Genomic DNA, 26,559 nt, shown 5'->3' with positions numbered 1-26,559 from the left:
GGAAACAGGTCCTGTTATCACTTATTGAACCTGGATGTAATCGAGGTTAATCCAACCCGTATCGCCGGATTCGTACTTATACGTAATCGTATTGACTCCTGCGTTTAAGGCTAATACTTCGGTTTGATCCCCCCACGTATCCCAATTCGCAAGTCTTGGGAAGCTGGTTTGCTTGATTTTCGTTCCGTTCACATAAATACTCACAGTCGATGGATTGTTTTGGGCGTTTGCGTAACGCGCCGTTACGTTATAATTCCCTTCCGTTGCGGCGGTTACGCTGAATGTCGTGGTCGCTCCCAAGATCCAGTATCCGTCAACGAATCCGGTTCCCGTATATCCCGGGTGATCCGTGTTTACTTTAGCGCCGCCCAAAAGCTGCCCGGATTCCGCTTCAAACTTCACAGGCAATACTGTGATACGATCAAGATTGATCCAACCTGTATCGCCAGTATCGTATTTGTAGGTAATCGTATTCGTTCCGGCGTTCAGCGTCAACACTTCGGATTGATTGCTCCACGTATCCCAGTTCGCGAGCCTCGGGAAGCTTGTTTGTTTGATTTTCGTACCGTTTACGTAAATGCTCACCGTTGACGGGTTGTTCTGAGCGTTACCATAGCGAGCGGTCACACGGTAACTGCCTGCAGACGCAACATTGACGCTGAAGGTCGTGGTCGCTCCGGAGCTCCAGTATCCGTCAACGAATCCGGTTCCCGTATATCCCGGGTGATCCGTGTTTACTTTAGCGCCGCTCGAAAGCTGCGCGGATTCCGCTTCATACACGCTGCCCGTAGAGGACGCGGTTACTCTTACCATATACATGGATTCCGCTGATCGGTTCCCCTGGGCGTCTACAACATACAGTTTATACGTACCCGCTGTCTGTGGTACCGCAATCGAGCTGGCTGTTCCGCTTGCTCTCTTCATTGTTGCGCCTTCTACGAAATTCGTCGTCCCCGAAGGCGCAAGCCAGATGGATTTGCTTGCATCGCCAGCGGATTTAATGCCGATCGATGTCGTCGATGCATCCACAAAAACACTGGAAGGGAGCACGTAGTCCTGCAAAGGCACGCCTGTTGCCGTAACAAGACCCCTATACGAGTCGGACACGCCGGAATTCAACGTAATGTTATAGGCTTCGATTGGCCATACGTTATCCGAATAAGCGTTTACGTTTTGTATCACGCTGTTCGGTACGTTGTAGTTGGAGATTTTGTTAACGGTTGCATAGTTCTGCGTGAAGTTTAAATCATGTTTATAACCGAATGTCGCCGTATTATCGGAGTTCAGCGTCCAGGTTATCCCGGGATTTACGTTCATTACATTATTTTGCATCGCGATATAAGCCGATCCTTCATCCGGATGCATGGCATATTTATGACCGGCAGGGACGCCCTCGAAATAGTTGTTGCTGATCGTGGTAACGGGCATGCTTCCTAACGTGTAAATCGGTCCCGCATCGTTTAAAACTTGCATCGTGTCTACAATATGATTATAGCTAAGATTGTTGTTCTTCGCCGTCGTCGTCGGGATGTTCGGTAACGTGGAGACGGAATTGCCGTTGAAGTTCGACCATCCCCACCCCAACGAAATCCCGTTATACGGCGTATTTTTGATCCGGTTGTGATTGACGTCGAGCGAATCCGTAAAAAACGCGGTAATCGCCGCATGTCCCAAAAACAGTCTGCTGCTATCCAATATATAGTTATTTGAAACCGTAATATTTTGGGGAACAGCCTCCGTACCGCTTGCAAATTTCTCCTTGGAAACTGGCGCGCCGTCCGAAACTTGGTAATTCGACGGGTCATTCACGTAAACGTGCTGCGGGTGACCGACGGATACCGAAGTCCCGCCTGTCGAATAGATGAAGTTTCCGGAAATAAGTACGTTCTGCACGTCATTCTCCAAGACGATGCCATCCGCGCCGGTGAGCTTGACTTCGCCGTCAAGGAATTGAATGTTATTGGCGGCATTAACCTTGATTGCCCCAGGGAAAATATCATAATTCCGGTAGAAATCCCGATGCCAGTTTGGATTCCCGTAGGCAGTGACAACCGTTGCCGCTTGTACGGTTGCGGCTCCTGACGAGTTTCCGACCTGATACAAGTTATAATCCGAGTGGGCAAAGGTAATGCCTTTGAACGCGAGATTTTGCACCCGTCCCGTAATCGGCGTCCCTTGAATATTGATCAGTGTTTCCAAATTCGGCGCAATGACTTCCGCCGTGCTCATATCCTCGCCGGCGCGCGGATAGTAATAGACCGTTTGGTTCGCTCTGTCGAAATAAAATTGTCCAGGGCTCGTCAGCCATTCGAACACATTGTATACGTTCTGGGAACCGTTCGTACTATATGGCGACCAATTGATACGCTGAGCAATAGCTCCGTACGGCTGTTGCAGCATAGCGGCAACCTGCCCGCTGCCGATATTCGTGATCGTATCTACGCTGACGATTACGCGGTTCCAGGTCATCTGCGTTTCAAGCTCGATATCCGATTGGTTTCTCGTCGCAATCGGCAAGTCGGTCGCATTAAATTTCGTTCCCGCAGACTGCGATCCGCTGGCCCAAGCCCAGGAAGCTTGCCCAGCCGTAATGGAATACGTACCATAGCCGCCGAGCGCGTTGATCGTCTTGCTCGTCATGTAAGCTCTTTGACCGTTGACATATAAGGCGCGCAGTTTTTTGTTTCTAGTCAAAGTTGCCTTGAACAGGTTCGTATTCGTTGTATCTCTCGTCCAACCATTAATCTTGGTGCCGCCGCTCATTACCGGTTTTTCCCCAGGATAGGCTTCATATCGAATTTGAAAGCCGTTGGACCCGGAATCCGCATTCGTGAAATTAACCGTATTGCTGAGGAAGTAATTCCCGCCCCGCAAATAAACCACGATGTCTCCCGTCATGGAACCGCTGACCGTCCGAACCGTATCCCTTGCCTTTTGGATCGTTAAAAAGGGCGCCGCTTGCGTCCCGGGATTCGAATCGCTGCCGACAGGAGATACATAATAGGTCGCTTGAATGGCAGCACTTACTTCTTTGGGCCAAGAAATCATGGGAACGCCTAAGCAAAGGATAAGCAAAACGAAACCGAGAAATCGACTGCGTTGATAAGCCAATTGATAAATGGACATAGATCAAACCTCCTTAGAACTCTAACTTATTTCCGTATGCCTTACCACACAATATAGCTTAACAAGCTACATACGGATCACCTCCCATTATTGATTGAATGCGCTTTCATTAAATGGAAAAAATACCAACCAAATGCGAATTCATGCAATAATCTTATTGTAATGAGGAACACAGCTTGTCTCCATGCAGTCGTTTGTGTGCTTTTTTTGCACTTTCTTTCCGCTGAGCCGTCCTGATGACAAGTGAAACGACCCCAAGCCCGCCGGATCCTTCCGACGGGCTTGGTTATATAGAGACGCTTGAAAGCACTCAGACCCTAACTATTCCACTTCAATCGCTTTTACGGTTTCGCCCTCAATCAATACGGGCTGGTAGTAGGTGCCTGCGGGCAAGTCTTTTTTGCCTTGCAAATTCTTAATGACCCAGTCCGCCGCGTCGCGTCCCATTTGCTCTTGAGGGTGAGTCAGCGTCGTCAGTTTGATATTCGCGTTTTTGGCGATATACGAGTTGTCCTGGCCAATGATGGACAGCTCGTCCGGAATGGAGATTCCCAGCCTTCTGCAGACATGGACGACTTCCAGGCCTACCTCGTCGTTGTAACACACAAGCGCAGTCAATCCATCCCGATTGTCGCCCAGAAACGCTTCCAAGTTAGCGGATAAATCCGGCTTCGTCGCCGTATCGAATGAAAGCACATGCTCGGGCTGAAACCGTAATTTGGCTTCCCCGATCGCCTTGATAAATCCTTTCATTCTAAACTTCCCTTGCAAGTCATCCATTTTCGCGATAATGCCGATCTGCGTATGGCCTTTGGCAATCAGTTCCCGGGTTGCGAGATAGCTGGACTGCACGTCATCCAGACAGAAGAAAGGAACCTCCAACTCTTCATAGTAGGCATTGATCATCGCGAACGGAATCTCCTGCTCCTTAAAAGACAGGTAATATGCAATATTGGGGTTGTATACGTTGCTTCGGGTAGGCTCAATAATCAGTCCGTCCACGCCGTAGGACAGCATCATTTCCAACGCCTTTTTTTCCTGCGCGATATCATTATTGGTACTGGCTAACAGCAGCGAATAATTGTCTTCGTTTAATCGGCTTTCGATTCCGCGGATAATGGAGGGGAAGATGTAATCCGAGATATAGGTCGTGATGACACCGATCGTTTTCTTCATGGCTTTCCCGCCCGATCTGGACCGGTACTGGCTGCTGACGTACGTGCCGGATCCCTTCTCGCTTCTCAGGAACCCCTCGTTCGATAACTCCAGAATGGCCTTCCGTACCGTCTGGCGGCTAACGTTGTAGCTGTCCTGCAAAGCGGATTCCGTAGGAATTTGGTCGCCCGCTTTGTAGGTTCCCGACAGGATATTGCTTTTTATATCATCAATGATAATCTGATACTTCGGCTTCATGCCAACCACTTCTTTCATCGTTGTTCGGAAAGTTGTACGTACATATTCTAGCATGAACTGTATGGATTGCAAATACAGCGCCATTTTTTGCGGTTTTTTATGGTTCCAACGGTACAAGTTCAACGCTTGCCCATAGGAATATACTGACATGATGTCGACTAAAGAGGGCGCTGCAACTTATGTAGGTATAACTATTGGACCATATTGACAAATGTACGTACAAAAAATATACTAAGTCTGTCAGTAAGGGAAAGCGCCTTCTTTTGATAACCGCGAACGGAGAGGGGATATGCCGATCATGAGTCATGTAGACTTGAAAGAAGCGATCACCAAGGGAGAAACCTCCCTGGGTATCGAATTGGGATCTACGCGGATCAAAGCGGTGCTGATCGATCGTCGTTTCCAGACCATCGCATCGGGAAGCTACGAGTGGGAAAATCTGTTGAGAGACGGATATTGGACGTACAACCAGGAGGATATCCTTACAGGCCTCCAAAGCGCTTATCGTGAAATGAAGAAGGAAGTGGAACGGAATTACGGAGTCACCCTCCGGACCGTGGGTTCGATCGGATTCTCCGCTATGATGCACGGCTATATGGCGTTCGACAGCAAGGGTGACTTGCTGGTGCCGTTTCGGACTTGGCGCAACGCGACAACCGGCGCGGCGGCAAGAGAACTGACGGACCTGTTCCAATTCAACATTCCCGAGCGCTGGAGTATCGCTCATTTGTACCAAGCGATATTAAACCAAGAGGAACATGTGCCGCGCATTGATTTCGTGACGACGCTGGCCGGATACATTCACTGGCTGCTGACCGGCAATAAAGCGATCGGAATCGGGGATGCATCCGGCATGTTCCCCATTGATGAATCCACCCATCACTATCATCAATCGATGGTCAAGCAATTTAACGAGCTGATCGCAGCCAAAGGCTATCCGTGGAAGCTGGAGGATCTTCTTCCCGAAGTGTATCTCTCCGGCGAGCAAGCCGGTGAACTTACGGAGGCGGGAGCCGGCATTCTGGATCCGGCCGGGGATCTGCAGCCCGGCATTCCGTTATGTCCTCCTGAAGGCGATGCCGGAACCGGCATGGTGGCGACGAATAGCGTCAGGAAGCGTACGGGAAATATATCCGTAGGCACTTCCGTCTTTGCGATGATTGTCTTGGAGAAAGAACTATCCAAGGTTTATCCGGAGATCGATATGGTCACGACGCCGAACGGCAGTCCGGTCGGCATGGTGCATGCCAACAATTGTTCCAGCGATCTTAACGCCTGGATGGGATTGTTCCGTGAATTCTCCGCGGCAATGGGATACGAAGCGGATTCCGGGAAACTGTTCAGCGTATTGCTTGGCAAGGCGCTGGAAGCCGACCCGGATGGCGGCGGTTTGCTTAGCTACGGCTATCTCTCGGGCGAGAACATTACCGGAATCGATAAAGGCCGGCCGTTGTTCGTCCGCTCGCCGGAAAGCAACTTCAATCTGGCGAATTTCATGCGAACCCACTTATTCACGGCTTTCGGAGCGCTCAAGCTCGGCATGGATATTTTGACCGACAACGAACAGGTGGCCATTGACGGCATTCTGGCTCATGGCGGCCTCTTCAAAACTCCCGTCGTCGGACAGAAAATCCTGGCTGCCGCGCTGAACGTGCCGATTTCGGTCATGTCCACGGCCGGCGAAGGCGGGGCATGGGGCATGGCGCTGCTGGCCTCTTACATGATCAACAAGGATCAAGCAGAGAGCTTGGAGGACTTCCTCGAACAGAAGGTCTTCCAAGATGCCGAAGGACAGGAGATTGCTCCGGATGCGGCGGATGTGAGAGGTTTTGAAGCGTTCATCGAACGCTACCGGGCAGGGCTCGCCATCGAACAGGCCGCTGTAGACCATCTGTTGGAGAACGGGAGGGGCTAACGTTGTTAGAACAGCTGAAAGAAGAGGTTTATCAAGCCAATCTGGATTTGCCGAAGCACGGACTCGTGAAATTCACTTGGGGCAATGCGAGCGCCATCGATCGGGAAAGCGGTCTGTTCGTCATCAAACCGAGCGGAGTCAGCTATGAAAAGATGAAACCGAGCGACATGGTGGTTGTGGATCTCGACGGCCGTGTGGTAGAGGGAGCGCTAAGGCCTTCCTCCGATACCGCGACGCACGCCGTATTGTATAAGCATTATCCGCAGATCGGCGGCATCGTGCATACCCACTCGACCTGGGCCACCATCTGGGCGCAAGCGGGACTTGATGTTCCCGTCATGGGAACGACGCATGCGGACACCTTCTATGGCGCCGTCCCTTGCGCCCGATTCTTGAACCAAGAGGAAATTGACCGGGGCTACGAAGCGGAGACGGGCCGCGTCATCATCGAAACGTTCGAGGAGCGGGGACTGGACGTCATGGCCATACCGGCCATCCTGCTCCAAGGACATGCGCCTTTCACCTGGGGGAAGGACGTGAAGTCTGCGGTCGTCAACAGCGTCGTGCTGGAGGAAGTTTGCAAAATGAATTTGTACGCGCGTCAATTGAATCATTTTGCCAAAGAACTGCCGCAAGGCATTCTGGATAAGCACTATCTCCGGAAACACGGGAAAGATGCCTACTACGGGCAGAAGTAAGAAGGTAAGTCTGTCATTATTCAATTTATAATTCGGAAAAGAGGATGATCAGAATGTCGGCAACAGCAGCGAAACAGTTTTGGTTCGTCGTAGGTTCGCAGCATCTGTATGGGGAAGAAGCGCTGGCTGAAGTGAAGGCACACGCGCAGACGATGACGGATGCCTTGAATAACAGCGGCGTGCTGCCTTATCCGCTTGTCTTGCAGGACCTGGCCGTAAGCGCGGATAAAATCACAAGCATCATGAAAGAGGTCAACTATCGCGACGAAGTGGCGGGTGTCATCACATGGATGCATACGTTCTCGCCTGCGAAAATGTGGATTCGCGGCACGAAATTGCTGCAGAAGCCCCTGCTTCACTTGGCAACCCAATACAACGAAAGCATTCCTTGGGCAACGATCGACATGGACTTCATGAACCTGAACCAGGCCGCTCACGGCGACCGCGAATACGGCTTCATCAATGCCCGCCTGAACAAACAAAACAAAATCGTCGTAGGCTACTGGGAACGTCCGGAAGTGCGGCAGCAGATTGCGGATTGGATGGACGTAGCGGTTGCTTATAACGAAAGCTTCAACATCAAAGTCGCCCGTTTCGGCGACAACATGCGCAACGTGGGCGTAACGGAAGGGGACAAGGTCGAGGCCCAGATTCAATTCGGATGGACCGTGGATTACTACGGCATCGGCGACCTCGTTCAATACGTCAATGCCGTTACGGAGCAGGAAATCGATGCTCTGATGGGTGAGTATGCGGAGCGGTACGACTTCGATTACGGCACGAACAGCAAAGAAGCCTGGGAAGCCAGCGTCAGAATTCAAGCAAGCTATGAAATCGCTCTGAAACGCTTCTTGGACGAGAGAGGCTACAATGCCTTCACCACGAACTTCGAAGATCTGCACGGCATGAAGCAGCTTCCGGGTCTTGCCGTTCAGCGTTTGATGGCGCAAGGCTACGGCTTCGCCGGCGAAGGCGACTGGAAGACGGCCGCGCTCGACCGCTTGCTGAAAGTCATGAGCCGGAATCAAAACACGGGCTTTATGGAGGATTACACCTACGAGCTGGCGGCCGGTCAGGAAGCCATCCTTCAATCCCATATGCTTGAGGTCGATCCGTCCCTGGCAAGCAACAAGCCGAAAATCGTGGTTTCTCCGCTCGGAATCGGCGGTCGTGAAGATCCCGCGCGTCTGGTATTCGACGGCAAAGCCGGCGAAGGCGTCGTCGTATCCATGGCGGACTTCGGCACGCATTATAAATTGTTGATCAACGAGATTTCCGCATTCGAGCCGACGGTTCCGGCTCCGAAGCTTCCGGTCGCTCGCGTCCTGTGGACCGTGAAGCCGAACTTCCAGGATGGAGTGAAAGCCTGGATCGAGAACGGCGGAGGCCACCACACCGTCGTTTCCTTGAACCTGACGACCGACCAAATCGTAACCTACGCCAAGCTGGTGAACTTGGAATACGTCGTTATTAAGTAAGCCATTAAGCAAATGCAGAAACCGTTTCTTTCGTAAATGGATGAGTCCATTTGCCAAGAAACGGTTTCTTTTTTTGAGTAGTAATATCTACATTTTTTTCTTGATATCGTTCTCCGAGTATATTCGACGGGAATCTAGTCTTATCAATGAGAGTGTGGCGCAGAAGCCAATAATATGTATCCTTATAAGTCATAAGGGGGAAAACTATTTTATGAAAAAATACTCATGGATCATCGTAACATTTTCCCTATTCATTGTTTCAGGCGTATTTCTTGGTCAAGGCAGTATCGGTTCGTTAACGAATCAAAATCATGAAATCGATCATGGGCATTTGGTTACCGATGACAACGGTTCAATCGAAGAAGAAGTATACGGTGTTCAGTTAGTGATAAAAGGAAAAGTTGAACAGTTAGGTGATAGCTTCAAACGTAAGTCGGGTCTGATCACAAGATTTGGGGAAGAGCTTTATGATGTAACTCCAGCGACTATAGATGTACAAAAAGTGGTCTATGGAACTTCCCCGGATTCATCTAAAATTACACTTCTTCAACATGGACGCAAAGAAGATAATGCGAGCAGTGTACATTTTGTAACTCCTGGAGAGGAAGTAATACTTCTTCTTGTAAAAACGACCGATGGATATTACTGGTCGTATAATTTTGAGCTGGTTCACGGAGGGGAAGGGTCGTGCTGCACGGCCTTCAAGATGTCCAAATCCGATTGAAGCGAGTCCAGCGTCAACTGTTTGATATTCGTCAGCACTTCGATAGGATACGCGTCGCTCTCCAAAGCGTTGCCGATCAGCTGCTCCCAGATCTGCTTCGCATTTTCGTCCAACGGCGTAGGGGTGTAAGGCGGCATGCGTCGTACCAATTCCATATAAAGCGGCCGCAGCTTCTGTCCGCCGAAGAAGGGATCTCCCGCATCCACGGAGCTCTCTTCCAATGCATTCGCCAAATGATCGGCCAACGTGCGGACGACGGCCCAGGCCCCCGCCTTATTGGAAGACGAGGAGGAGATGACGACGCAGGAGCTGCCCGCCCACCCGTATAGTCCGAGAGGAAGCCGCATCATGCGCCACTGTCCGGAAGTGTCCGGGGCGGCCGATTTCAGTTCGTTGCGGTACCACCATCCGTTGTAGAACATCGCCGTCTTCCCGTCGTTCAGTGAGGCCCGGCCCTCGTCGGTATCGAGCATCAGACCGGATGCAAGCCCGTTCTTTCGTAAGAAGCGGGCTAAGTCGATGGCGGTGACGAAGGCGGACGTAACGCGAGTAAACGCAAGGCGGCGATCGAAGTAGCCGGAAGAATACTCCGTCATCCAGATCGGGTCCCAATCCGAGAACGCGATCGAGGAGCCTTGTAGCTTCAGCTTCAGAGCCGCCGCCTTCCAGTGGTCGGGATCCTCCAGGTAACTGCCCAGCGCTTCCGGTTCGGCCGGCAGCCCGGCCTTCCGGAACAAATCGCTTCGGTAATACGCGACGGCCGGACCGATATCCAGCGGCAAGCCGAACAGAGCGTTGTCGGAGAGAAACCGGTACGGGGCGATCGTCGCGTCATTGAACCGCTTGGCGATCGACTCCCCGCCATAAGGCGCAGCCGATAAATTCTCGAATAGATTCATGCCGACCAGATTCCGAAGCATTTTGTTGTCAGCGAACAACACGTCCGGCGCGTTGCCCTTATCGACGGCTTCCAGATAGTTGTTCTCGAAGTTGTCCCAAGATTTCGCCGTCACCTCGACGTCCAGATCCGGATAGACGGCTTCAATAATCGGAACGATCCATTTCGCTCCGTTGTAATAACTCCACACCGTTACCTTGCCTCTCGGATGGTTCAAATCTTTCTCGCCGGAAGAGGTCTTGTGAACCTTGGGCGAGGCGATTCCCGGAGCGGGGGCCTGAGCGGGATTGCGCTCGATGCCCGATGCGCACGCGGTTAGCAGGGCGACGATGGTTAGGAAGAGGCCGACGGTTGGCCATGCTCCTCTAGTCATTCACTCCCACCCTCCCGGTCCGTTGTACGGCCAGCTTGTCCAGCAGCTTCTCGAATGAAGCCGCGGGCAACGGCTTCCCGATTAAATACCCTTGCAGCTCGTCGCATCCGTAGCGCCGAAGCAGGTCTTTCTCCGCGGCGGTCTCGACCCCTTCCGCTACGACCTTCAGGTTCATGCTGTGGGCCAGCTGGATGACGGCTTTGACGATCTTTTCGTTGCTGCGGTCGGAATCGATGCCCTGAATGAAGGATTTGTCGATCTTGATCGCCTGAACGGGGAATCGCTTCAGCTGGCTCAAGGAAGAGTACCCGGTACCGAAGTCGTCGATCGAGATCACGACGTCCAGCTCCCTGAGTTGCTGTAGAACAACTACAACACGGATCTCGTCCGAGAGAAGATAGCTCTCGGTAATTTCCAGCTCCAAGCAGCTCGCGGGCATGCCGGTATCGGCCAGAATATCCTTGATCGTCTCGATCAGGCGCGGATTATGGAACTGCCGGGATGACAGGTTGACCGCGACCCGGTAAGGGGGATACCCGGCCTTCTGCCACCTCACGCTCTGTTCGCACGCCGTCCTTAGGATCCAGTCGCCCAGAGGGACGATGAGTCCCGTCTCTTCGGCGACCGGGATGAATTCGACGGGCAGAATCAATCCTCGTTCGGGATGATGCCAGCGGACTAGCGCCTCCATGCCGGAGATGTCGCCGGAAGCGCTCTTCACCTTCACCTGGTAATGCAGCTCGAATTCCTGGTTGATCAACGCTTGATGCAAGTTGTTCTCGAGCCACATCGACTGAGAGATTCTCTCGTTCAGCGCCTCCGAGAAAGCCGCAAATCCCTTGCCGCCGTTCTCCTTCACCGCATACATCGCCGAATCCGCATTCTTCATGAGCGTGTCGATATCGGTGCCTTGAGAAGGCGCCGTGGCCATTCCGACGCTCGGGGTCATGTACAGCGTATTCCCGTACAGCACGAACGGACTGCGGAATTGCTCCAGAATCCGTTCGCACGTTCTCGTGGCTTCCTCGGGATCGGCATGCCGCAATAGAATCACGAATTCATCGCCGCTGATGCGGGCAAGGAAGGAATCTTCGGACAGCTCGCTCGACAGCCGTTCCGCCACGAGGCATAACAGTTCGTCCCCGACGAGGTGTCCCAGCGTGTCGTTCACTTGCTTGAATCGATCCAAGTCAACAAACAAAACGGTTAGGCATGTCTTCCATCCGGAAGAGGCGGCTGCCTCCAATTCCTTCGTCAAGCGTTCCTTCATGCTGAGCCGGTTGGGCAAGCCGGTCAGATGATCGTAGTAAGCCAACTGCTGCAACCGGCTCTCCGATATCGCGAGCTGCTCCTTCTGCTTGTTCAACTGCTTGTTCGTACTCAGCACCTCACGGAAATTCCGGGCCAGATGGTCGGCGACGGATCGGAAGTTGTCCGTAAGCAGCCGAATCTCGCTGATTCCGCTCTGAGGCCAAGTAAGCGTGCCGTCCTGCTCGATTCGGTCGGGAATGTCGGTTGTCGCCTCCGTCAATCGGGTAAGCGATCGCAAGAACAGCCGGTTCAGAAGCAAGGTTAGCATCGTCGTGACGGCGATGAAGACAAGCAGGAGCCGGATATAGGAAGCATAAGATTGGACGGGTTGTTCCAGGTAGGGGGAGTACGGCAGAAGGAACACCGCCTTCTTGCCGCTTCCGACAACGGCTTCGCGGACGAGATAAGAGTACCGCCACTTCTCGGTAGGATACCGGTACGAGACGGCGGGTACCCACAAATAAATGGAGTCGTACCTGGCAATCACGTTCCCTCCAACCCTCCAGTCATAGTATTTGCCGACCAGAGAGGGGTCCAGCCCGACGACGGTGACGGTACGGCCATACGAGTCCAGCATGACCAGACTTGCAGGTGGCTTGGAATCGGACTGGCTCCGCAGATCATTGGCGAGCTCGCTCCGATGAAGAATCCCGTTGAGCCGCAAGGAGCGATAGTCGCTCTCCGACCAAGCGGACAGATTCCGATCGACGACCGCAATCCGGGCTTCAAGGTCATTCCTAGCCTGATCGATCACCGATTGCATGTTCTGATACCCGCTAATGTGGATGAAAAAATAGAAGGGGACGGCCGTTGCGACTAACGTCAAATGAAGTACGATCCGGCTCAGGGCAAAACCGGACCGTTTGCGATCATTCGCGAGCCAGCGAAGGACAGGTATATACGATAGGGCCATATCCGCGGCGATCGCCGACAGGATGGCCGTTAGGGATTCGTTGAGGCTGAACAGAAGGCCCAGACTGTCCCGGTAGCCCGTCTCTTGGGCATAGAGAAGGATGGACAAGGGCATGCCGGCAAGCATCCAGTAGAGAATCGCGAACGGAATCAATTTGTCGGGGATTCTCTTCAGGAGAATTCCGGAAACCCCTATGAACGCGATCGGCAACCAGATATGGAGCCAGGTGTCGGCGCCAATTAACGCCAGGGCTCCGTACACGCATATGGCTGCAGGAAGGCTCCAGGCCATCCCGTATAGCAATAGAATGATGAGCAGGAACATCGGTCCGAATCCTACATGATACCCGTAAAACCATGGAATGGCGTTGTATTCCGAGACGAACGCTAGTAGAACGAGGAGCAAATACCCGCCTAATCGAACAATCGGGCGCCGCAGGAGGAATGAAGATGGCGAACGCATGGCAAGCCCCCTCTTCGTTCTCGTTCTAGATGTGCGATCCCAATGGCATGATGATACGCGATTCTATACCAGAAATTAGAAGTTATAACTTACCGAAGTAATTCGTCACCATGAGACAGATTCCTTCTTGCGAAGAGAAGGAAATGGCCGATTGTATCTCAGTATGGCAAACGAAAAGGAGCTGCCGCGGCATGCTCCTTTCGCTTTTTCGCGCTGCAGAAAAGGAATGGGTGCGTAATAAGAGGTCGTGTTGGTGGGGAGTATCGATAAGCGAAAAGCATTTACTCGGCAAGACTCCGCGCGGCGCCCTGCTGGGCGATTCCGGGAAATGCCTGAAGGAGCTCTTTCCAACGCATCCACTCTACCGTGTCCGATAATTCGTTTACGACACCGACTTTCGCTCCGCTTCCCCCGAAAGGAAGGATAGGCGTGAATTCGTTAGCCTTCGCCCGAGTGCTTATCAAGGAAATGGCATTCTTTGCGTTGATCCAAGCATTGATGGATACGGAGGGCAATGTCAGGATGACATTGTCGAAACCTTCCAAGGACTCGCATAGGGGGACTCCCATCTGATCTCCGATATCCTGTTTGTAACCGGCGAACACCGTGAACCGGACGAGGGAGTCCGATTTCTCCGCTGCCTGCCGCAGGGCAGGATAGGCTCGCAGAAGGTTATTGATCCCTGCCGCGGTTAACTCCTTGTTGACTTCGGCATGGGCTTGATCGGGAGCGTCATCGTAAGAGGTTTGATCCGGATCAACCGGGGTCACGTACCATGTGACGTAGTCTCTGTCGTCATGCTGAACGTCGTCATGATCTTGATTCACATGAGCAACGATTAATAGTCCGTATTCAAACAAAACAACGCTAGCGGCAGGTAAAATGCCGAGCGGGGCTTTGATGCATATCATGTGCAGCTTATTAATCTTCACTTTTCCCAGTTGCTCTTCCATTCGTTGCTTCCAGGCTCCCGCATCAGCGCCCGATGCCGTCAGTGATTCGATACAAGACGTTTCAGCCTGAAGAGACCGAATCAACCTTTTCGTACCTGTACCTGCAGCGGTGATGATGAATTTCGGTGTCAGAATAACGTTCTCGCCAGTGTCATGCAGCCGTATTTCAACGGTATCAACCGTTATCGTCCTCTCCCGGTTCTCAGGCAACGTATTCTGTTCCGAGGGAGCGCAATGGAAAGAAACGATGTCTCCATATAGGATATGTTCATCCATTCCTTTGCTAAGAAGACGAATTAGCTGGCGTTTGGGATAATTGTATTCGTTAATCTGAAAAACGCGGATAGAATCAGCACGATAACGGAGTTCGCCTTCTTGAAAACCGGATGGCAAGCTGCCGATATTGACCTCCTCATATTCATATCCGCATGCTTTCCAGCCCGGGCATAGCTTTTCAGATAAGCTTGATGGGGCTACGATAAACCACTGATCTTCTCCATAGATTTGCAGGCCCATTTCCTCGGCGGCGGGAAGCACGATCTCCTTCAACGTTTTACGCAGCTCGGGTCTAATAATCCAATAGCCGCTGTTCAGAAGGCCGTGGGAATGCAAAGTTTGACCGCTTCCTAAACAAGAGTTCGTGGTTAATGCCGCTGAATAACCTTGCCGTTTGAGTTCGTCCAGCAGAACTAAACCTTGCACCCCTCCGCCGATGATTAGAACATCTACAGGAACCGTATTCAATTTGCATTGCCTCCCATCATAGATTAGATAATCCCCCTCTTCCCGCATCTCTTGGTGACCTCTTTTTTACATATTCGCCGGACGGAAATTGCACTCCTTTTTTCTCAATTCATTCTTCCACGTCGAGCAACCACCACTTCAAGTAATGATGCGGAAGCTCTCGATAAACAAAGAAAAGACCACTCCCGAATGAGAATGGTCTTTCGACAAAACTTCCTAGGAGTCGGGGGAAGATGCTTCGGGATAAATTTCCTAGGAAACGGTTCGATCAATCGCATAGCGCAATTGAACGACGCCACCGCCGAGGGGATTGCAGTCCAGCAATTGCACATGCTGATATCGGTAGTTATCTGTATCGATCAAAAGATTCAACCCTTTACCTTCGAGCACAGGCGCCACATTGAAAATGACCTCGTCTACAAGTCCTTGGCCCAGAAACGAATTGTGGACGTCCGCTCCGCCGCTGACGAGAGCGGTTTGATGGCCTTTTTGCTTCAGGTACCTCAAGGCTTCCTGCGGCGACCTCACAACGGTTACGCCTTGGATTTCCGTGACGCTCTTGGAAACCACTACGATATCCATATCGGCAAAGGGCCCCGGGACCCCATTGCCCCGCATGCCTTCGAAGGTCCGGCGTCCCGCAATGAAATTTCCCGCAGCCTTTACGTGTGCCGCGAAATCGTCCAGCGCTTCTTTTTTCGGCGGGTTTTCGGGGCCGGATTGCGCATAATTGCCGTTAGCGGTTAAGGTTGCCCATAAAATGGTTTTCATATCCAGATTCCTCCTCATGTTCGATTCCATATACTTCATATTGCTGACGCCACCCGATCCGGACGATCCTCTACGGACAAATTGGGCAACTTAGATTCCATTTCGGCGAGCCATGTTCGTGCTTTGCGGATATGCCTTGGTAACATCCATGTCGGTACTGGACTTCGGGGTCGGTTACGGGTCGGTATAAGCTTTACGCAAGCGCCTCCTTTCTGCGAAGTGCGTTATTTATTCTTCTTCTCGATTCACATAGTAATGGATCTGTGGTACATTTGAAAAGTAGTTACATTTAAGTGCAATAGTTTCAAAAAATGAACTATGGAGTGATCAAGATGATGGATCGTTCCTGCCCTGGGACTGTGGAACCTATTTTGGAGATCTTGGATAGCAAATGGACGCTGATTCTCTTATTCGAACTGTTTAACGGGACTCGGCGGTTCGGGGAATTACGTCGTAAGCTGCAACCCATTAGTCCGAAAACATTGACCGATCGCTTGCGGTTGTTAGAAGAAAGGGGAATCGTTACCCGTACGCTTTACCCGGGCGTACCGCTGCATGTCGAATATGAACTTACCGAGTGCGGGAAGGGTCTGCAGCCGATTTTTGCCGCTATGTGGACCTGGACGCAGGAGTACGGCGCCTATTTACGGAAAGAGACGAACGAGATGGGCAAAGATGGGGAAAAAGTAATGTAATTGTATAAAAGTTGAAGACCCCTCAGTGAAAGGGGTCTTTTTTGTATTGAATGAATTTACCATATCCCTTTACTGAAACAAACGAGATGCCGGGCACGTCAATGAGATACGCAAACGGGCCGCAGCATGGCACAAACAAATTACCATTCTCTAAAGGGAGCAGATAAGAATGAAATATAAGTTGGGTTCGATCTTGTTCGTTATATTTTTAGCTATAAGTTTAGGTGTGGCTGCATATCAAGATGGTCAGAAAAATAAGGGGCGAAATAATGAGTTTCCGGCCATGGAAGATGTGGTTTCAGCGGCCATCCATATTGGCGGACCGCCAGACCCAAATAGGCAGCCCATTCAAATGGACTTGAATAGCTTCATGCAGAAGTTAACGGTCGCCAAAATTATTTATTGGCTTTCGCACGCCGAAGACATGGGCCCACCCCTCAGTCAATTCGTAACGAAAGGCGGCGGACCCGATGAATTCGTGATAAAGACCAATGATGGAAAATCAATCGGCATCTTCGATGCAGTGGACCCCATTTCCGTCGTGGTCTCCAATGGCTGGATGTTTACAGGAGTTTCGGTAAGCGATCAAGTGACCGTTACTTATGATAATAGAATCTTGCGATTCAAATCCCCAGACTTAAAACGGTGGATTGAAACGGATATGAGACAAATGATCGAGGATCGTGCGAAGAAACAACCATAAAGGAAGGGGAGAGAAGCATGCGTCAGGTGCGCGCCGCCGGCTTGGTCGCGATCATCGCCGTCGCCGTCGTCCTCGTTTTCTATGGATTGTGGCAGAGGGAGCATCGCGATGATTACGAGAATAAACGTAGATTCGGCTTCCCGGTCGTCGAGGGGGTTACGGAGATCCGCGTGTTGGTTGGGGAGGGTAAAAGGTCGGCGCGCGAGATCAAGGATCGGCGTATCGTTGAGGACGCGCTGCGCCAGCTGAAGCAGGCAAGGCGCTCCTTCTTCGAGGATCCGGAGCCTGCAGGCGTCCGGTACCGGGTGCAATTCTTCCTCGAGGGGCGGGAGGAGCCGAAGACGTTCGAGTTGAACGATCTGCGTGGTTCCGGTCATTCGAATATCGGCAAGATCTACCCGCAGAATCCGGAACGGAACGAAGTCTGGATGCTTCCGGCCAGCCTCGTCGGCCTGCTGGTCGATACGGCGGAGCCGGCTGGGGGCTAATCGAAAAGCATCATACCGATCCAATGCACCAGCCAAATAACTTGCCGACTTTGTGCGGAACGTGGCCAAGCTTGCCGAAATCAAAAACAGCACCGTAGACGTTTTTGCTTGCAGGCACTAAACTAGGGTAAACATAGCGATTAGGCATAGTAGGAGCATTGAAACGTGACAACAACGAATCGGATTCCATCATGGAAGAAACTCAGTCTCTTTGCCGTTACGTGGCCCATTTTCGTCGATTCCGTCCTTCGGATGTTGCTGGGTACGGTGGACGTGTTCATGTTAAGCCGCATTTCGGACACGGCGACGGGTGCTGTCGGAGTAGCCAACGAAATCATTTTCTTCTGCATTCTGATGTTCGGCTTTGTGGGAATCGGCACCAGCGTCGTGGTCTCCCAGTATATCGGCGCCGGACGAGAGCAGGAAGCGAGCCGCATCTCGGCGCTCGCCATTACGATGAACCTGACATTCGGGATCGTTGTCAGCATCGTGCTCGTCGGGTTCGGAGAACCTCTCATGCGACTGATGAACTTAAGTCCCGAGCAAATCGGGATCGCGAGCCGCTACTTAAAAATCATCGGCGGCTTTATCTGGATAGAAGCGCTCTCGTATGCGATTTCTTCGATTCTCCGCTCCCACGGCCACACGAAGAGTGTTATGTTTGTCACCTTAGGCGTCAATGTGATTCATATGGCCGGCAATTATATGCTCATTTTCGGCAGCTTCGGTTTTCCGGAATGGGGCGTTACGGGGGCGGCTATCTCGACGGTCGTCAGCCGCTTGCTCGGAGTCGTCGTTCTTATGGTGATTCTGTACCGCCGTATTCCTTCGCCGATTCGGTCTAAGGATTATGTGACCTGGAACGGTTCCTATTTGAAGCAGATCTTGAGCGTCGGCTTGCCTGCCGCGGGCGAGCATCTGTCCTGGCAGTCGCAATACCTGATGGTCGTAAGTTTTGTCAACATGATTGGCGTCACGGCGCTAAACACCCATGTCTACGTGATGAACGTAACAAACTATTATATGGCGCTAGCGCTGGCGATCGGTGCAGGTACGGAAATCATTGTCGGACAAATGGTTGGAGCGGGGGACATGAATGCGGCATATCGAAGACTGATGACAAGCGTGAAAATCAGTTTCGTGTTGACGCTGGCCTTTGTCGGTGTGGCGTCGGTTTTCCGGCATGAGTTGATCGGCATGTTCACGAAGGATGCGAACATTATTGCCGTCGGCGCCAGTATTTTTTTGCTTTCCGTCGTGCTCGAGCCCGGCCGGACTTTCAATATCGTCATTATCAATTCGCTGCGTGCCGCCGGGGATGCGCGTTTTCCCGTACTCATGGGCGTGCTCTCGATGTGGGGGGTCTCGGTTCCGCTCGCTTATGCGTTGGGCGTTCATTACGGGATCGGGCTGATTGGCGTATGGATCGCGTTTGCGGTGGATGAATGGTTGCGCGGAATCATCATGCTTCTGCGTTGGAGGAGCCGGGCTTGGGAGAAGAAAGCGCTCGTGAAGCCCGTCACGTCCTTGGAATCGGTTATGGAGGCGCGGGTTTAGAGGAGGAGCAGGCGGAGCGGGATATTGAAATTCTAGGCGCTCTGCTCCCCGTTGTACACCGAAATCCCATAAGTCGAAGAAATAACTGTCCCAAAGGGAGGAAGGAAGCCATGTCAGCGGGAATATTGGCGCACTTGCTCGGAAAACAGCCGTATAAGGAACTGGCGGCAAAGACGGCCGCCTTTGGTTTTCCCTATGTTCAGTTGGCGTTGTCCAAGGCGGTTTCCGATGTCGATTTTAGGCTTGGCAAGCTAAGCCCCGGTTTGGCGCAAGAGGTGGGCGGCGCCTTCGCGGAGCGCGGTGTTCGCATCGCGGTCCTCGGTTGTTACGCGAGCCTGGTTGAACTGGAGGATGAAGCGTACCGTCACAACATAGACCGTTTCAAGGAGCATTTGCGGCATGCGCGGCATTTTGGAGCGCCGATCGTAGCGACTGAGGTCGGGGGCGTGTCCGATCCGAACCGTCGTTCTGAACATGCCGAACGGTTGCAACGGGCGCTGGAGGAATTGGTCGAAGAGGCGGAGCGGTGGGGCGTTACGATCGGGCTGGAAGCGGCCCAGGGGCATCTGATCGATTCGTCGGAGACGTTGGCCGAGACGCTCGAACGTTTCCCGTCTTCGTGCGTCGGCGTCCTCCTGGACCCATGCAATTTGATGAACGGCCCAAGGTTCGAGGAGCAGGACCGTACGATCCGCGAAGCATTCCGACTGCTCGGCCCGCGGATCGTCAGCGCGCACGCGAAGGACTTGCGCCGCGAAGCGGACGGGACCTTGACGGTGACGGCCGCCGGCTCGGGAGAGCTTAACTACCCGTTGTTCTTCGAGTTGCTGGAGCAGTACAAACCGCTTGGCTATGTGACGTTGGAAGCGGTCACCGAGTCGCGAATGGCGGAGGCGGCGCGTTTCGTTCGAGAAGGGCGGGCTGCGGCAAGAAACCGGCACACGTCCGGTTTCGTTGTTACGGACAACTGAACGCTGCCGGTAAGCGAAAGGGCTGAAAAGTTTGCTTTCTCGTTACTTGGAACTTCGTCGACCTTTTGGAAACGCCTGGTGCGGACCCCCATGCTAGGTGTTGTGAGAGGACGGGGGCTAGTCGCCCCCTCCTACTCGATTTTCCCTTAATTAAGCAACAAAGCAAGTACGACTACGTTCAAAAAGGTTTTCGTTCTTTCATGCATCAAATAATGATGGAGCAGCCCCTCTTCCCGGAAGCCTAATTTTTTTAGCAACTTGATAGAGGCTGTATTCCCGGGCAGGACTTCAGCCTGCACTCGGTGCGGACCGATTTTCTTCGTACAGAAGTCGAGCGCGGCTTGGAGAGCCTCGGTCATGATCCCCTTGTTCCATAACTCTCTCTTCAAGTCGTAACCGATGGTGAAAGGAAAACGAGGCGTATCCTCAAAAGTTCCTCGGAGCGGCATAAACATAACCGTACCAATTAGTTTGTTGTTATTGCGCCATGCTATTCCCCAGGGAAGCAGCCTCTTGGCTTCATAGCTGCGGTTCCAGGAATCAATCATCTTGGCGCATTCCTCAATAGAACCGGGACCATCCCAGTCTAAATATTTGATGAACTTCGGGTCTTTATAAAAGCTGTACAGGTCCTCGGCATCGGCGGCAACTATTTGACGCAAATGTAACCGCTTCGTTTGAATGGACGGAAATGCGAGAAATAAGTCATTCTGCTCGAGCATTGCGTTCACAGCCCTTTCAATGATCTTGATTTCCATCATAAAGGGGCTGTATGAAATGCAGCTTAAAAATTCGGGATAAACTCTATTATAGGTGGCAATCCTATTAAAAAAAGCAATCTGGAAGAAACCGAGGCTCCTCCGCTATGCTACAATCCAGTGGAGTAGGCAACACTTTTTTCAACTTCATGAATGAATCGAGGTTAACCATGACAACGCAATCCGCTGTTTCATCGGCTCCTGCCGAACAGTCTTTTTCGATCAAATCCATCATCGGACCGGTTATGGCCGTCGTCGTCGGAATGATCATGGTCATTCTCGACAGCACGGTCGTGAACGTGGCGATGCCGAATTTGATTGAATACTTCAATACCTCGGTATCCACGATGCAATGGTCGATCACGGCATACACGCTTGCGCTTTCCGCCGTTATCCCATTGGCCGGTTGGCTGACGGACCGGTACGGAGCCAAGCAAATCTTTCTGATTACCATTGTCTTGTTCACATTGGGATCCGTGCTCTGCTCTCTGGCTCAAACGCCGGAACAACTCATCCTGTACCGCATCATTCAAGGCCTGGGCGGCGGGATGGTGTCCCCGATCGGGATGGCGATTATTTTCCGGCTGGCGCCTCCCGGTAAACAAGGCTCCATCATGGGAGTGCTTGGCGTTCCGATGATGCTGGCGCCTGCGATCGGACCGACATTGTCGGGATTTCTGGTCGAGTATGCCAGTTGGCACTGGATTTTCTTGGTCAACTTGCCGATCGGCATCATCGCGCTGCTGGTAGGAATCAAGTATTTGCCCAAATTCGAGCAAAAATCGGTGCCTGCCCTGGATGTAATCGGCATGGTGCTTGCGCCGATCACCTTCGCATCGCTTGCCTATGCCGTAAGCGAAGGCGGTAAAGACTGGGGCTCTACGCAAACGGTCACGGGTCTGATCGTCGGGGGCGTTGCTTTGATCCTGTTCATCATGATCGAGCTCCGCCACAAGCAGCCGCTCTTGGAGCTGCGCGTTTTCGGTTCTTCCGACTTCACGCGAGGGATCATCATTTCGTGGCTGTCCATGATGGCGTTATTCGGGTCGTTCCTGCTCGTTCCGATGTATCTTCAAACCGCCAAAGGCTTTTCGCCGATGGAATCCGGATTGATGAGCCTTCCGCAAGTCATCATGTCCGGCTTGTTCATGCCGATCGGAGGAAAACTGTTCGACAGGATCGGAGCCAGACCTCTCGCGATTATCGGTCTATGTCTGGTCGGCAGCGGCTTGTTCATGCTGTCGCAAATTTCGGTCGACACCGGCACGGGATACGTGATCATGACCTTAATTCTGACGGGTGCGGGCATGGGTCTTTCGATGATGCCGATCAATACGCACATTCTTAAAGCGGCGCCGCGAAGACTCGTCAGCCGGGTCACATCGCTCACGGCCGCGGCGCAGCAAGTCGTCGTTTCTTTCGCCGTCGCCGGTCTCACGGGATACTTCTCCTCGCGAGTCACGCATTATATGGCGACGGCTAAAGAAGACCAAGTCGCAGCCATGACCTCCGCCTTCGCGGATACGTTCCTGTTCGCGGCATACCTTGCCTTAGCGGGCGCGGTGCTTGCCCTGATTCTGCGGAAACCCAAAGTCGGGCAAGGGGACGAGCAATCCGATAAGCAGGCTAACGCCATGTCACTGGGGCATTAATGAGTTGACTGGATTGAAGGAATGGTCGATCGGCCGGCTTCCCGCTGAGGGGGCCGGTTTTTTCGATCATTCAGCATTGATAAGTTTCACGCCTATTCATTTTGAATGATAAACGACATTCTCTGTACCTGGAGGACGAGGAAGCCGTTTTTACTTGTTTCCGGTTGCCGTTGCGGTGATGGCAAAAAGGGTTTCCTCCTCATGAACCCGAATAAGATACTAGAGCATGCCTCATGGAAAAGATCAGGTTCCATGGAGAAACATAAGGATGGGAGGAATTCGGATGGGGAAACAATTTCCCGCGCTGCTTCCGGAACACGAGGAGTTCATTCGCCGGCAACACGTATTTTTCGTAGGATCGGCACCGTTATCGGAGGAAGGGCATGTGAATATATCGCCGAAGGGACATGACGCGTTTCGAATCTTGTCCGCCAATCGCGCGGCCTACCTGGATATGACCGGCAGCGGCAATGAAACAAGCGCGCACATCCTCGACAACGGGAGAGTAACCGTCATGTTCTGCGCATTCGAGGGTCCGCCGAACATCTTAAGGTTGTATGGCACAGGAACGGTCATACTGCCGGATTCACCGGAATGGGAAGAACTATACCCTCTCTTTCCGTCCCTTCCGGGAGCGAGGCAGATCATTTCCATCGACATTCATAAAGTTCAAACCTCTTGCGGATTTGCCGTCCCCTTCATGACGTATACAGGAGAACGAGAGACCTTACAGCGCTGGTCCATTCAGAAAGGCGAAGAAGGTCTGAAACAATACTGGCAGGAGAAGAACGCAACCAGCATCGATGGCTTGCCCACCCCGATCGGAAATAGGAGCTGATCGCCGGTGCCCGCTTACAATGCCGCCTCCGATGTCCATCACCCGCACAAGGGGCACCGTCTGGCGGACATTCCCGCACATGACCCGTTCGTTTTCGCAGATGGCCGCACCGGACTTTATTACTTGTATACCAGCGGCGCGCCTTGGTTAAACGGCAGCTGTACCGTACTTCGGGCGGTCGTCTGATCATGCTTTGGTCGAGCTATGAGTCGGGCAGTTACGTGCAGACGATCGCGCGGTCCATAACCGGCAAACTGGAGGGCCCTTGGGAACAACTCCCCCCGTTGGTAAAGGGGGACAGCGGTCACGGCATGCTGTTCCGAACGTTCGAAGGAACGTGGATGCTCATCCTCCATCAGCCGTTCAAAATGCCCGAATCCAGGTGCAAGCTGTACGAAATGGAGGATACGGGGGACAGCTTCAAGGTCGTAAGGGAGCGGGAAGATTTGCATGGCCCATAGGTCTATTAGAGTTGGGGGCTTTTCCGGATCAGGAAAAGCCCCTTGTGCCGCTTGTACAGCAGCGAAACCGCGGACAAGAGGGCACCAGTGCGGGAGCATTAGCTTTGGCACAGCACGTGAGCACGGAGGATGGGATGCCTTCCTCGTCAGGCGGCTAAGGGAATCCGGGGCATCCTGCTGGGCAAGACGAATATGACGAGGCCAATGGCGTTTCCTCGACGATGTGGACCGGTTATAGTTCCAGGGGCGGGCAGGTTGCGCACCCGTATGGCGATTTTTTCGCGGGCGGATCCAGTACCGGTTCGGCGGCTGCGGCGGCGATGGGTTTCGCGGCGGCGTCGGTTGGCACGGAAACCTCCGCTTCCATTCTCAGTCCGGCCATCCAAATGTCTGTCGTTGGCATTAAACCGACCGTCGGCTTAATTAGCCGCACGGGAATCATTCCTTTTTCCTATTCGCAAGATACGGCAGGACCGATGGCAAGAACGGTTGCGGATGCGGCAGCTCTGCTCGGCGCATTTAGCGGCAGGGATGAACAAGACCCCGCGACATGGCGGTATGAACACGACCTTGCTGTTCAGGACTACACGGCATACTTGGACAAAGAAGGATTACGGGGAGCGAGAATCGGGGTCTTTCGGGAAGTACCCGATTATGTACGTGAATCCGGCGAATATGATGAGGAGCTATTTAACCAAGCCGTCACCGAATTGATTCATGCGGGAGCCGAAGTCGTGAATCCTATCGAGATTCCTTCATTCCATGGGCCATGGCAGTGGAACAAGATGAATCTCGAGCTCACACAGTTATTTGCAGCGGCTCCCTTCACACATGCCGGTCCACTCATTGTCCGAACTCATCGAATGGAATGAAGGGCATGCGGATCAGGCACTGAAATATGGTCAAGATTTGTTGGAATTCCGGGAGAGTTTAAGGGAGCCCCTAAAAAACAAGAATTACATCTTGGAATCCATGACGGACTTATATCTTGCCCAGAGCCAAGGAATCGATCATGCGGTAGACCGGAATCAATTGGATGCGATCCTGTTCCCGGCATATATTGGGGCCGATCTATGTGCCAGAGCCGGTTATCCGTCCATTGCCGTCCCCGCGGGGTATGGAGCCGGCGGCAGACCCTTCGGCGTTACATTTGCCGGTAAAGCATTTACCGAACCGACGCTCATACGCATCGCCTATGCTTTCGAACAAGCAACGAAACATCGCAAAAAGCCCGTAATATAAGTAATGGGGTAAATTAGCAGGAAAACCTCCCATTCATTTAGCGAAATCCATCAACAAACCAAATTTAAGGGAAAACTTCCCACTAATTTTTGCGTTTTTGCCGAACTGGGCGGGATTGACGCAAATTAGTTGGAGCTTTTCCAACTAAATCAACCAGATGCGGCGTTTTTGGCGTGATTAGTGGGAGCTTTTCCATCTATGTAAAAGCCGGAACCTTTGAGGCACCAACTCCGATGTCCGCAACTTAAGCAAGCAGCCCGGTCGCGCTTGCCCTTCAACCCACTTATTGCCCGTCGGCGCAATGCGAAGCTTGGCTCGGTTGATGCCGTTATCTTAAAGCGGGAGCAGCCTTTAATGAATCTTAAATCGAGCCGATATCGAAGATAAGGATTTGACGGACGGGTCCGAAACGACATCGGGTCCGGAATCTCGAGGAGACCTGCGGACATGCAAGACATCGAGGATTACCGCGAAGAATTGGAGCTGATTTTCGCGGAGGCATCGGAGGAATTGGCCGGGCTTCCCGCGGGACTTAGCGAGCGGGGACGGGATCTGCTGGCACTAAGCAATCCGCTCCGCAACGGAGGACGGGCGAATCGGATCAGCTATCTTCTTCCTTACTGGATTCGGGAGCAGATGTTCGGTCCAATCGAGCTTACCCGCGATCTGGCGGTCGGCAATCTGTTCGCCATGCTCCGCTTTTTTGTGCTGGACGATGCGATGGACGGAAGCGAACGGAATCCGGAGGGCATCCGGGGTTCCTTGGCGCTTGGCCCGTTGCTGGACGAGCTGTTCAAGCGGCGATACCATCGTCATTTTCCGCATGATTCGGCGTTGTGGGATTGCTATCGGAGATACTTGAGGGAGTGGGCGTCCGCGGTCTATTCGGAGATGGCGAATCCGATCGACCCAAGCGACTTCGGACAATTGGCCCGCAAAGCGGCCCCCGTGAAATTGTGCGCGAGCGGGATGGTGCTTCAAGCGGGAAGAACGGACCGGATCCCCGACATAGAGGAGGCCGTGGACCTGGCGCTGGCGGTGCTTCAACTGTCCGATGATTGGGCCGACTGGCGGGACGACCTGTCAACGCCCAATGGCAACGCGTTCTTGTCCATCGTGCGGTCTCAACTGGCTCTTTCCCATGAGGATGGACTGAACGAACGTTCTGTCAGAAGAGCGATCTTTCACCATCATGCTGCGGACCGTCTTGCGGAGATAGCGGAGAGCTATGTCGAGAAGCTAAGACGGGTTCCGGGCGCGCCGGATCGTCTTACGGCATTCGCCCATGCCATCGCGGAGGGGATTCGGAGGGATGCTCTACACGCAGAGGAAACGAGGCAACGTCTTGCTGAAGAAGGTGGATTAGCTATTTTATTGTCGAAACTGGAAAGGATATAGAACGCTTTTACCAAATT

At 52.6% G+C, this 26,559-nt stretch carries 21 protein-coding genes and 1 pseudogene; 15 read left to right on the top strand and 7 right to left on the bottom strand.

The features are described from left to right. Positions 1–21 precede the first annotated feature (21 nt). Together GE107_RS26505 and GE107_RS08790 are read right to left on the bottom strand one after the other, a co-directional pair. Positions 22–3,126: a CBM35 domain-containing protein gene (locus GE107_RS26505; protein ID WP_255570325.1), complete on the bottom strand. Its 3,105-nt coding sequence runs from the start codon at positions 3,124–3,126 to the stop codon at positions 22–24. 321 nt (positions 3,127–3,447) lie between these two features. After that, a complete protein-coding gene (locus GE107_RS08790) occupies positions 3,448–4,539 on the bottom strand; it encodes a GntR family transcriptional regulator (RefSeq protein WP_219639304.1) in 1,092 nt (363 codons plus the stop codon). Positions 4,540–4,837: 298 nt separating this feature from the next. On the opposite strand from GE107_RS08790, the gene GE107_RS08785 reads away from it, so the two are divergent. The 4 genes from GE107_RS08785 to GE107_RS08770 all read left to right on the top strand — a co-directional run bounded on the left by GE107_RS08785 (position 4,838) and on the right by GE107_RS08770 (position 9,354). Beyond that, a complete protein-coding gene (locus GE107_RS08785) occupies positions 4,838–6,454 on the top strand; it encodes a xylulokinase (RefSeq protein ID WP_219639303.1) in 1,617 nt (538 codons plus the stop codon). 2 nt (positions 6,455–6,456) lie between these two features. After that, positions 6,457–7,152 carry an L-ribulose-5-phosphate 4-epimerase gene (locus GE107_RS08780; protein ID WP_219639302.1) on the top strand — a complete coding sequence of 232 codons (696 nt, stop codon included), beginning with the start codon at positions 6,457–6,459 and terminating at the stop codon, positions 7,150–7,152. A 53-nt stretch (positions 7,153–7,205) separates the two neighbouring features. Further along, on the top strand, positions 7,206–8,630 hold the full coding sequence (gene araA / locus GE107_RS08775) for an L-arabinose isomerase (RefSeq protein ID WP_219639301.1): 1,425 nt from the start codon (positions 7,206–7,208) through the stop codon (positions 8,628–8,630). Positions 8,631–8,841: 211 nt separating this feature from the next. Further along, positions 8,842–9,354 (top strand): hypothetical protein, encoded by a 513-nt coding sequence (locus GE107_RS08770; RefSeq protein WP_219639300.1) that lies wholly within the window; start codon positions 8,842–8,844, stop codon positions 9,352–9,354. On the opposite strand, the gene GE107_RS08765 is transcribed toward GE107_RS08770, so the two are convergent. The 4 genes from GE107_RS08765 to GE107_RS08750 form a co-directional block, all read right to left on the bottom strand. After that, a complete protein-coding gene (locus GE107_RS08765; RefSeq protein WP_219639299.1) occupies positions 9,300–10,625 on the bottom strand; it encodes an ABC transporter substrate-binding protein in 1,326 nt (441 codons plus the stop codon). The two genes, GE107_RS08770 and GE107_RS08765, sit on opposite strands and share 55 nt — an antisense overlap. Next, on the bottom strand, positions 10,618–13,311 hold the full coding sequence (locus GE107_RS08760) for a putative bifunctional diguanylate cyclase/phosphodiesterase (protein WP_219639298.1): 2,694 nt from the start codon (positions 13,309–13,311) through the stop codon (positions 10,618–10,620). The genes GE107_RS08765 and GE107_RS08760 overlap by 8 nt, the downstream gene beginning before the upstream one ends. A gap of 281 nt (positions 13,312–13,592) precedes the next feature. After that, positions 13,593–15,008, bottom strand: coding sequence for a hypothetical protein (locus GE107_RS08755; protein WP_219639297.1), 1,416 nt, complete (start codon positions 15,006–15,008; stop codon positions 13,593–13,595). A 252-nt stretch (positions 15,009–15,260) separates the two neighbouring features. Beyond that, positions 15,261–15,779 (bottom strand): dihydrofolate reductase family protein, encoded by a 519-nt coding sequence (locus GE107_RS08750; protein WP_219639296.1) that lies wholly within the window; start codon positions 15,777–15,779, stop codon positions 15,261–15,263. A gap of 332 nt (positions 15,780–16,111) precedes the next feature. Here GE107_RS08750 and GE107_RS08745 point away from each other — a divergent pair, with 332 nt between their 5' ends. The 5 genes from GE107_RS08745 to GE107_RS08725 all read left to right on the top strand — a co-directional run bounded on the left by GE107_RS08745 (position 16,112) and on the right by GE107_RS08725 (position 20,193). Further along, complete coding sequence (locus GE107_RS08745; protein WP_219639295.1) at positions 16,112–16,474, top strand: winged helix-turn-helix transcriptional regulator; 363 nt, start codon at positions 16,112–16,114, stop codon at positions 16,472–16,474. Positions 16,475–16,643: 169 nt separating this feature from the next. Continuing rightward, complete coding sequence (locus GE107_RS08740; RefSeq protein ID WP_219639294.1) at positions 16,644–17,177, top strand: hypothetical protein; 534 nt, start codon at positions 16,644–16,646, stop codon at positions 17,175–17,177. 17 nt (positions 17,178–17,194) lie between these two features. After that, positions 17,195–17,665: a hypothetical protein gene (locus tag GE107_RS08735; protein WP_219639293.1), complete on the top strand. Its 471-nt coding sequence runs from the start codon at positions 17,195–17,197 to the stop codon at positions 17,663–17,665. A gap of 165 nt (positions 17,666–17,830) precedes the next feature. Then, positions 17,831–19,222, top strand: coding sequence for an MATE family efflux transporter (locus GE107_RS08730; protein WP_219639292.1), 1,392 nt, complete (start codon positions 17,831–17,833; stop codon positions 19,220–19,222). Between the two features lie 110 nt (positions 19,223–19,332). After that, entirely contained in the window at positions 19,333–20,193 is an 861-nt protein-coding gene (locus tag GE107_RS08725) for a sugar phosphate isomerase/epimerase family protein (protein ID WP_219639291.1), read from the top strand. Between the two features lie 146 nt (positions 20,194–20,339). Here the strand turns inward: GE107_RS08725 and GE107_RS08720 are convergent, their stop codons facing one another. Beyond that, positions 20,340–20,951 (bottom strand): GNAT family N-acetyltransferase, encoded by a 612-nt coding sequence (locus GE107_RS08720; RefSeq protein ID WP_219639290.1) that lies wholly within the window; start codon positions 20,949–20,951, stop codon positions 20,340–20,342. A gap of 170 nt (positions 20,952–21,121) precedes the next feature. Between GE107_RS08720 and GE107_RS08715 the strand changes: the two genes are divergently transcribed. From GE107_RS08715 to GE107_RS08685, 6 genes and pseudogenes are all read left to right on the top strand, one after another. Then, on the top strand, positions 21,122–22,603 hold the full coding sequence (locus tag GE107_RS08715) for a DHA2 family efflux MFS transporter permease subunit (RefSeq protein ID WP_219639289.1): 1,482 nt from the start codon (positions 21,122–21,124) through the stop codon (positions 22,601–22,603). 283 nt (positions 22,604–22,886) lie between these two features. Then, entirely contained in the window at positions 22,887–23,441 is a 555-nt protein-coding gene (locus tag GE107_RS08710) for a pyridoxamine 5'-phosphate oxidase family protein (RefSeq protein ID WP_219639288.1), read from the top strand. A 6-nt stretch (positions 23,442–23,447) separates the two neighbouring features. Further along, positions 23,448–23,627, top strand: coding sequence for a hypothetical protein (locus tag GE107_RS08705; RefSeq protein ID WP_219639287.1), 180 nt, complete (start codon positions 23,448–23,450; stop codon positions 23,625–23,627). A gap of 2 nt (positions 23,628–23,629) precedes the next feature. Further along, positions 23,630–23,902: a glycoside hydrolase family protein gene (locus GE107_RS08700; protein ID WP_255570324.1), complete on the top strand. Its 273-nt coding sequence runs from the start codon at positions 23,630–23,632 to the stop codon at positions 23,900–23,902. 83 nt (positions 23,903–23,985) lie between these two features. After that, positions 23,986–25,144, top strand: a pseudogene (locus GE107_RS26500) (amidase family protein); the annotation flags it as partial. Positions 25,145–25,591: 447 nt separating this feature from the next. Beyond that, a complete protein-coding gene (locus GE107_RS08685) occupies positions 25,592–26,542 on the top strand; it encodes a hypothetical protein (protein ID WP_219639286.1) in 951 nt (316 codons plus the stop codon). Positions 26,543–26,559: the final 17 nt, after the last annotated feature.

The sequence above is a fragment of the Cohnella sp. CFH 77786 genome (assembly GCF_019400745.1).
Taxonomy (GTDB): Bacteria; Bacillota; Bacilli; order Paenibacillales; family Paenibacillaceae; genus Cohnella.
This window is presented reverse-complemented; position numbering and strand designations above follow the sequence as displayed.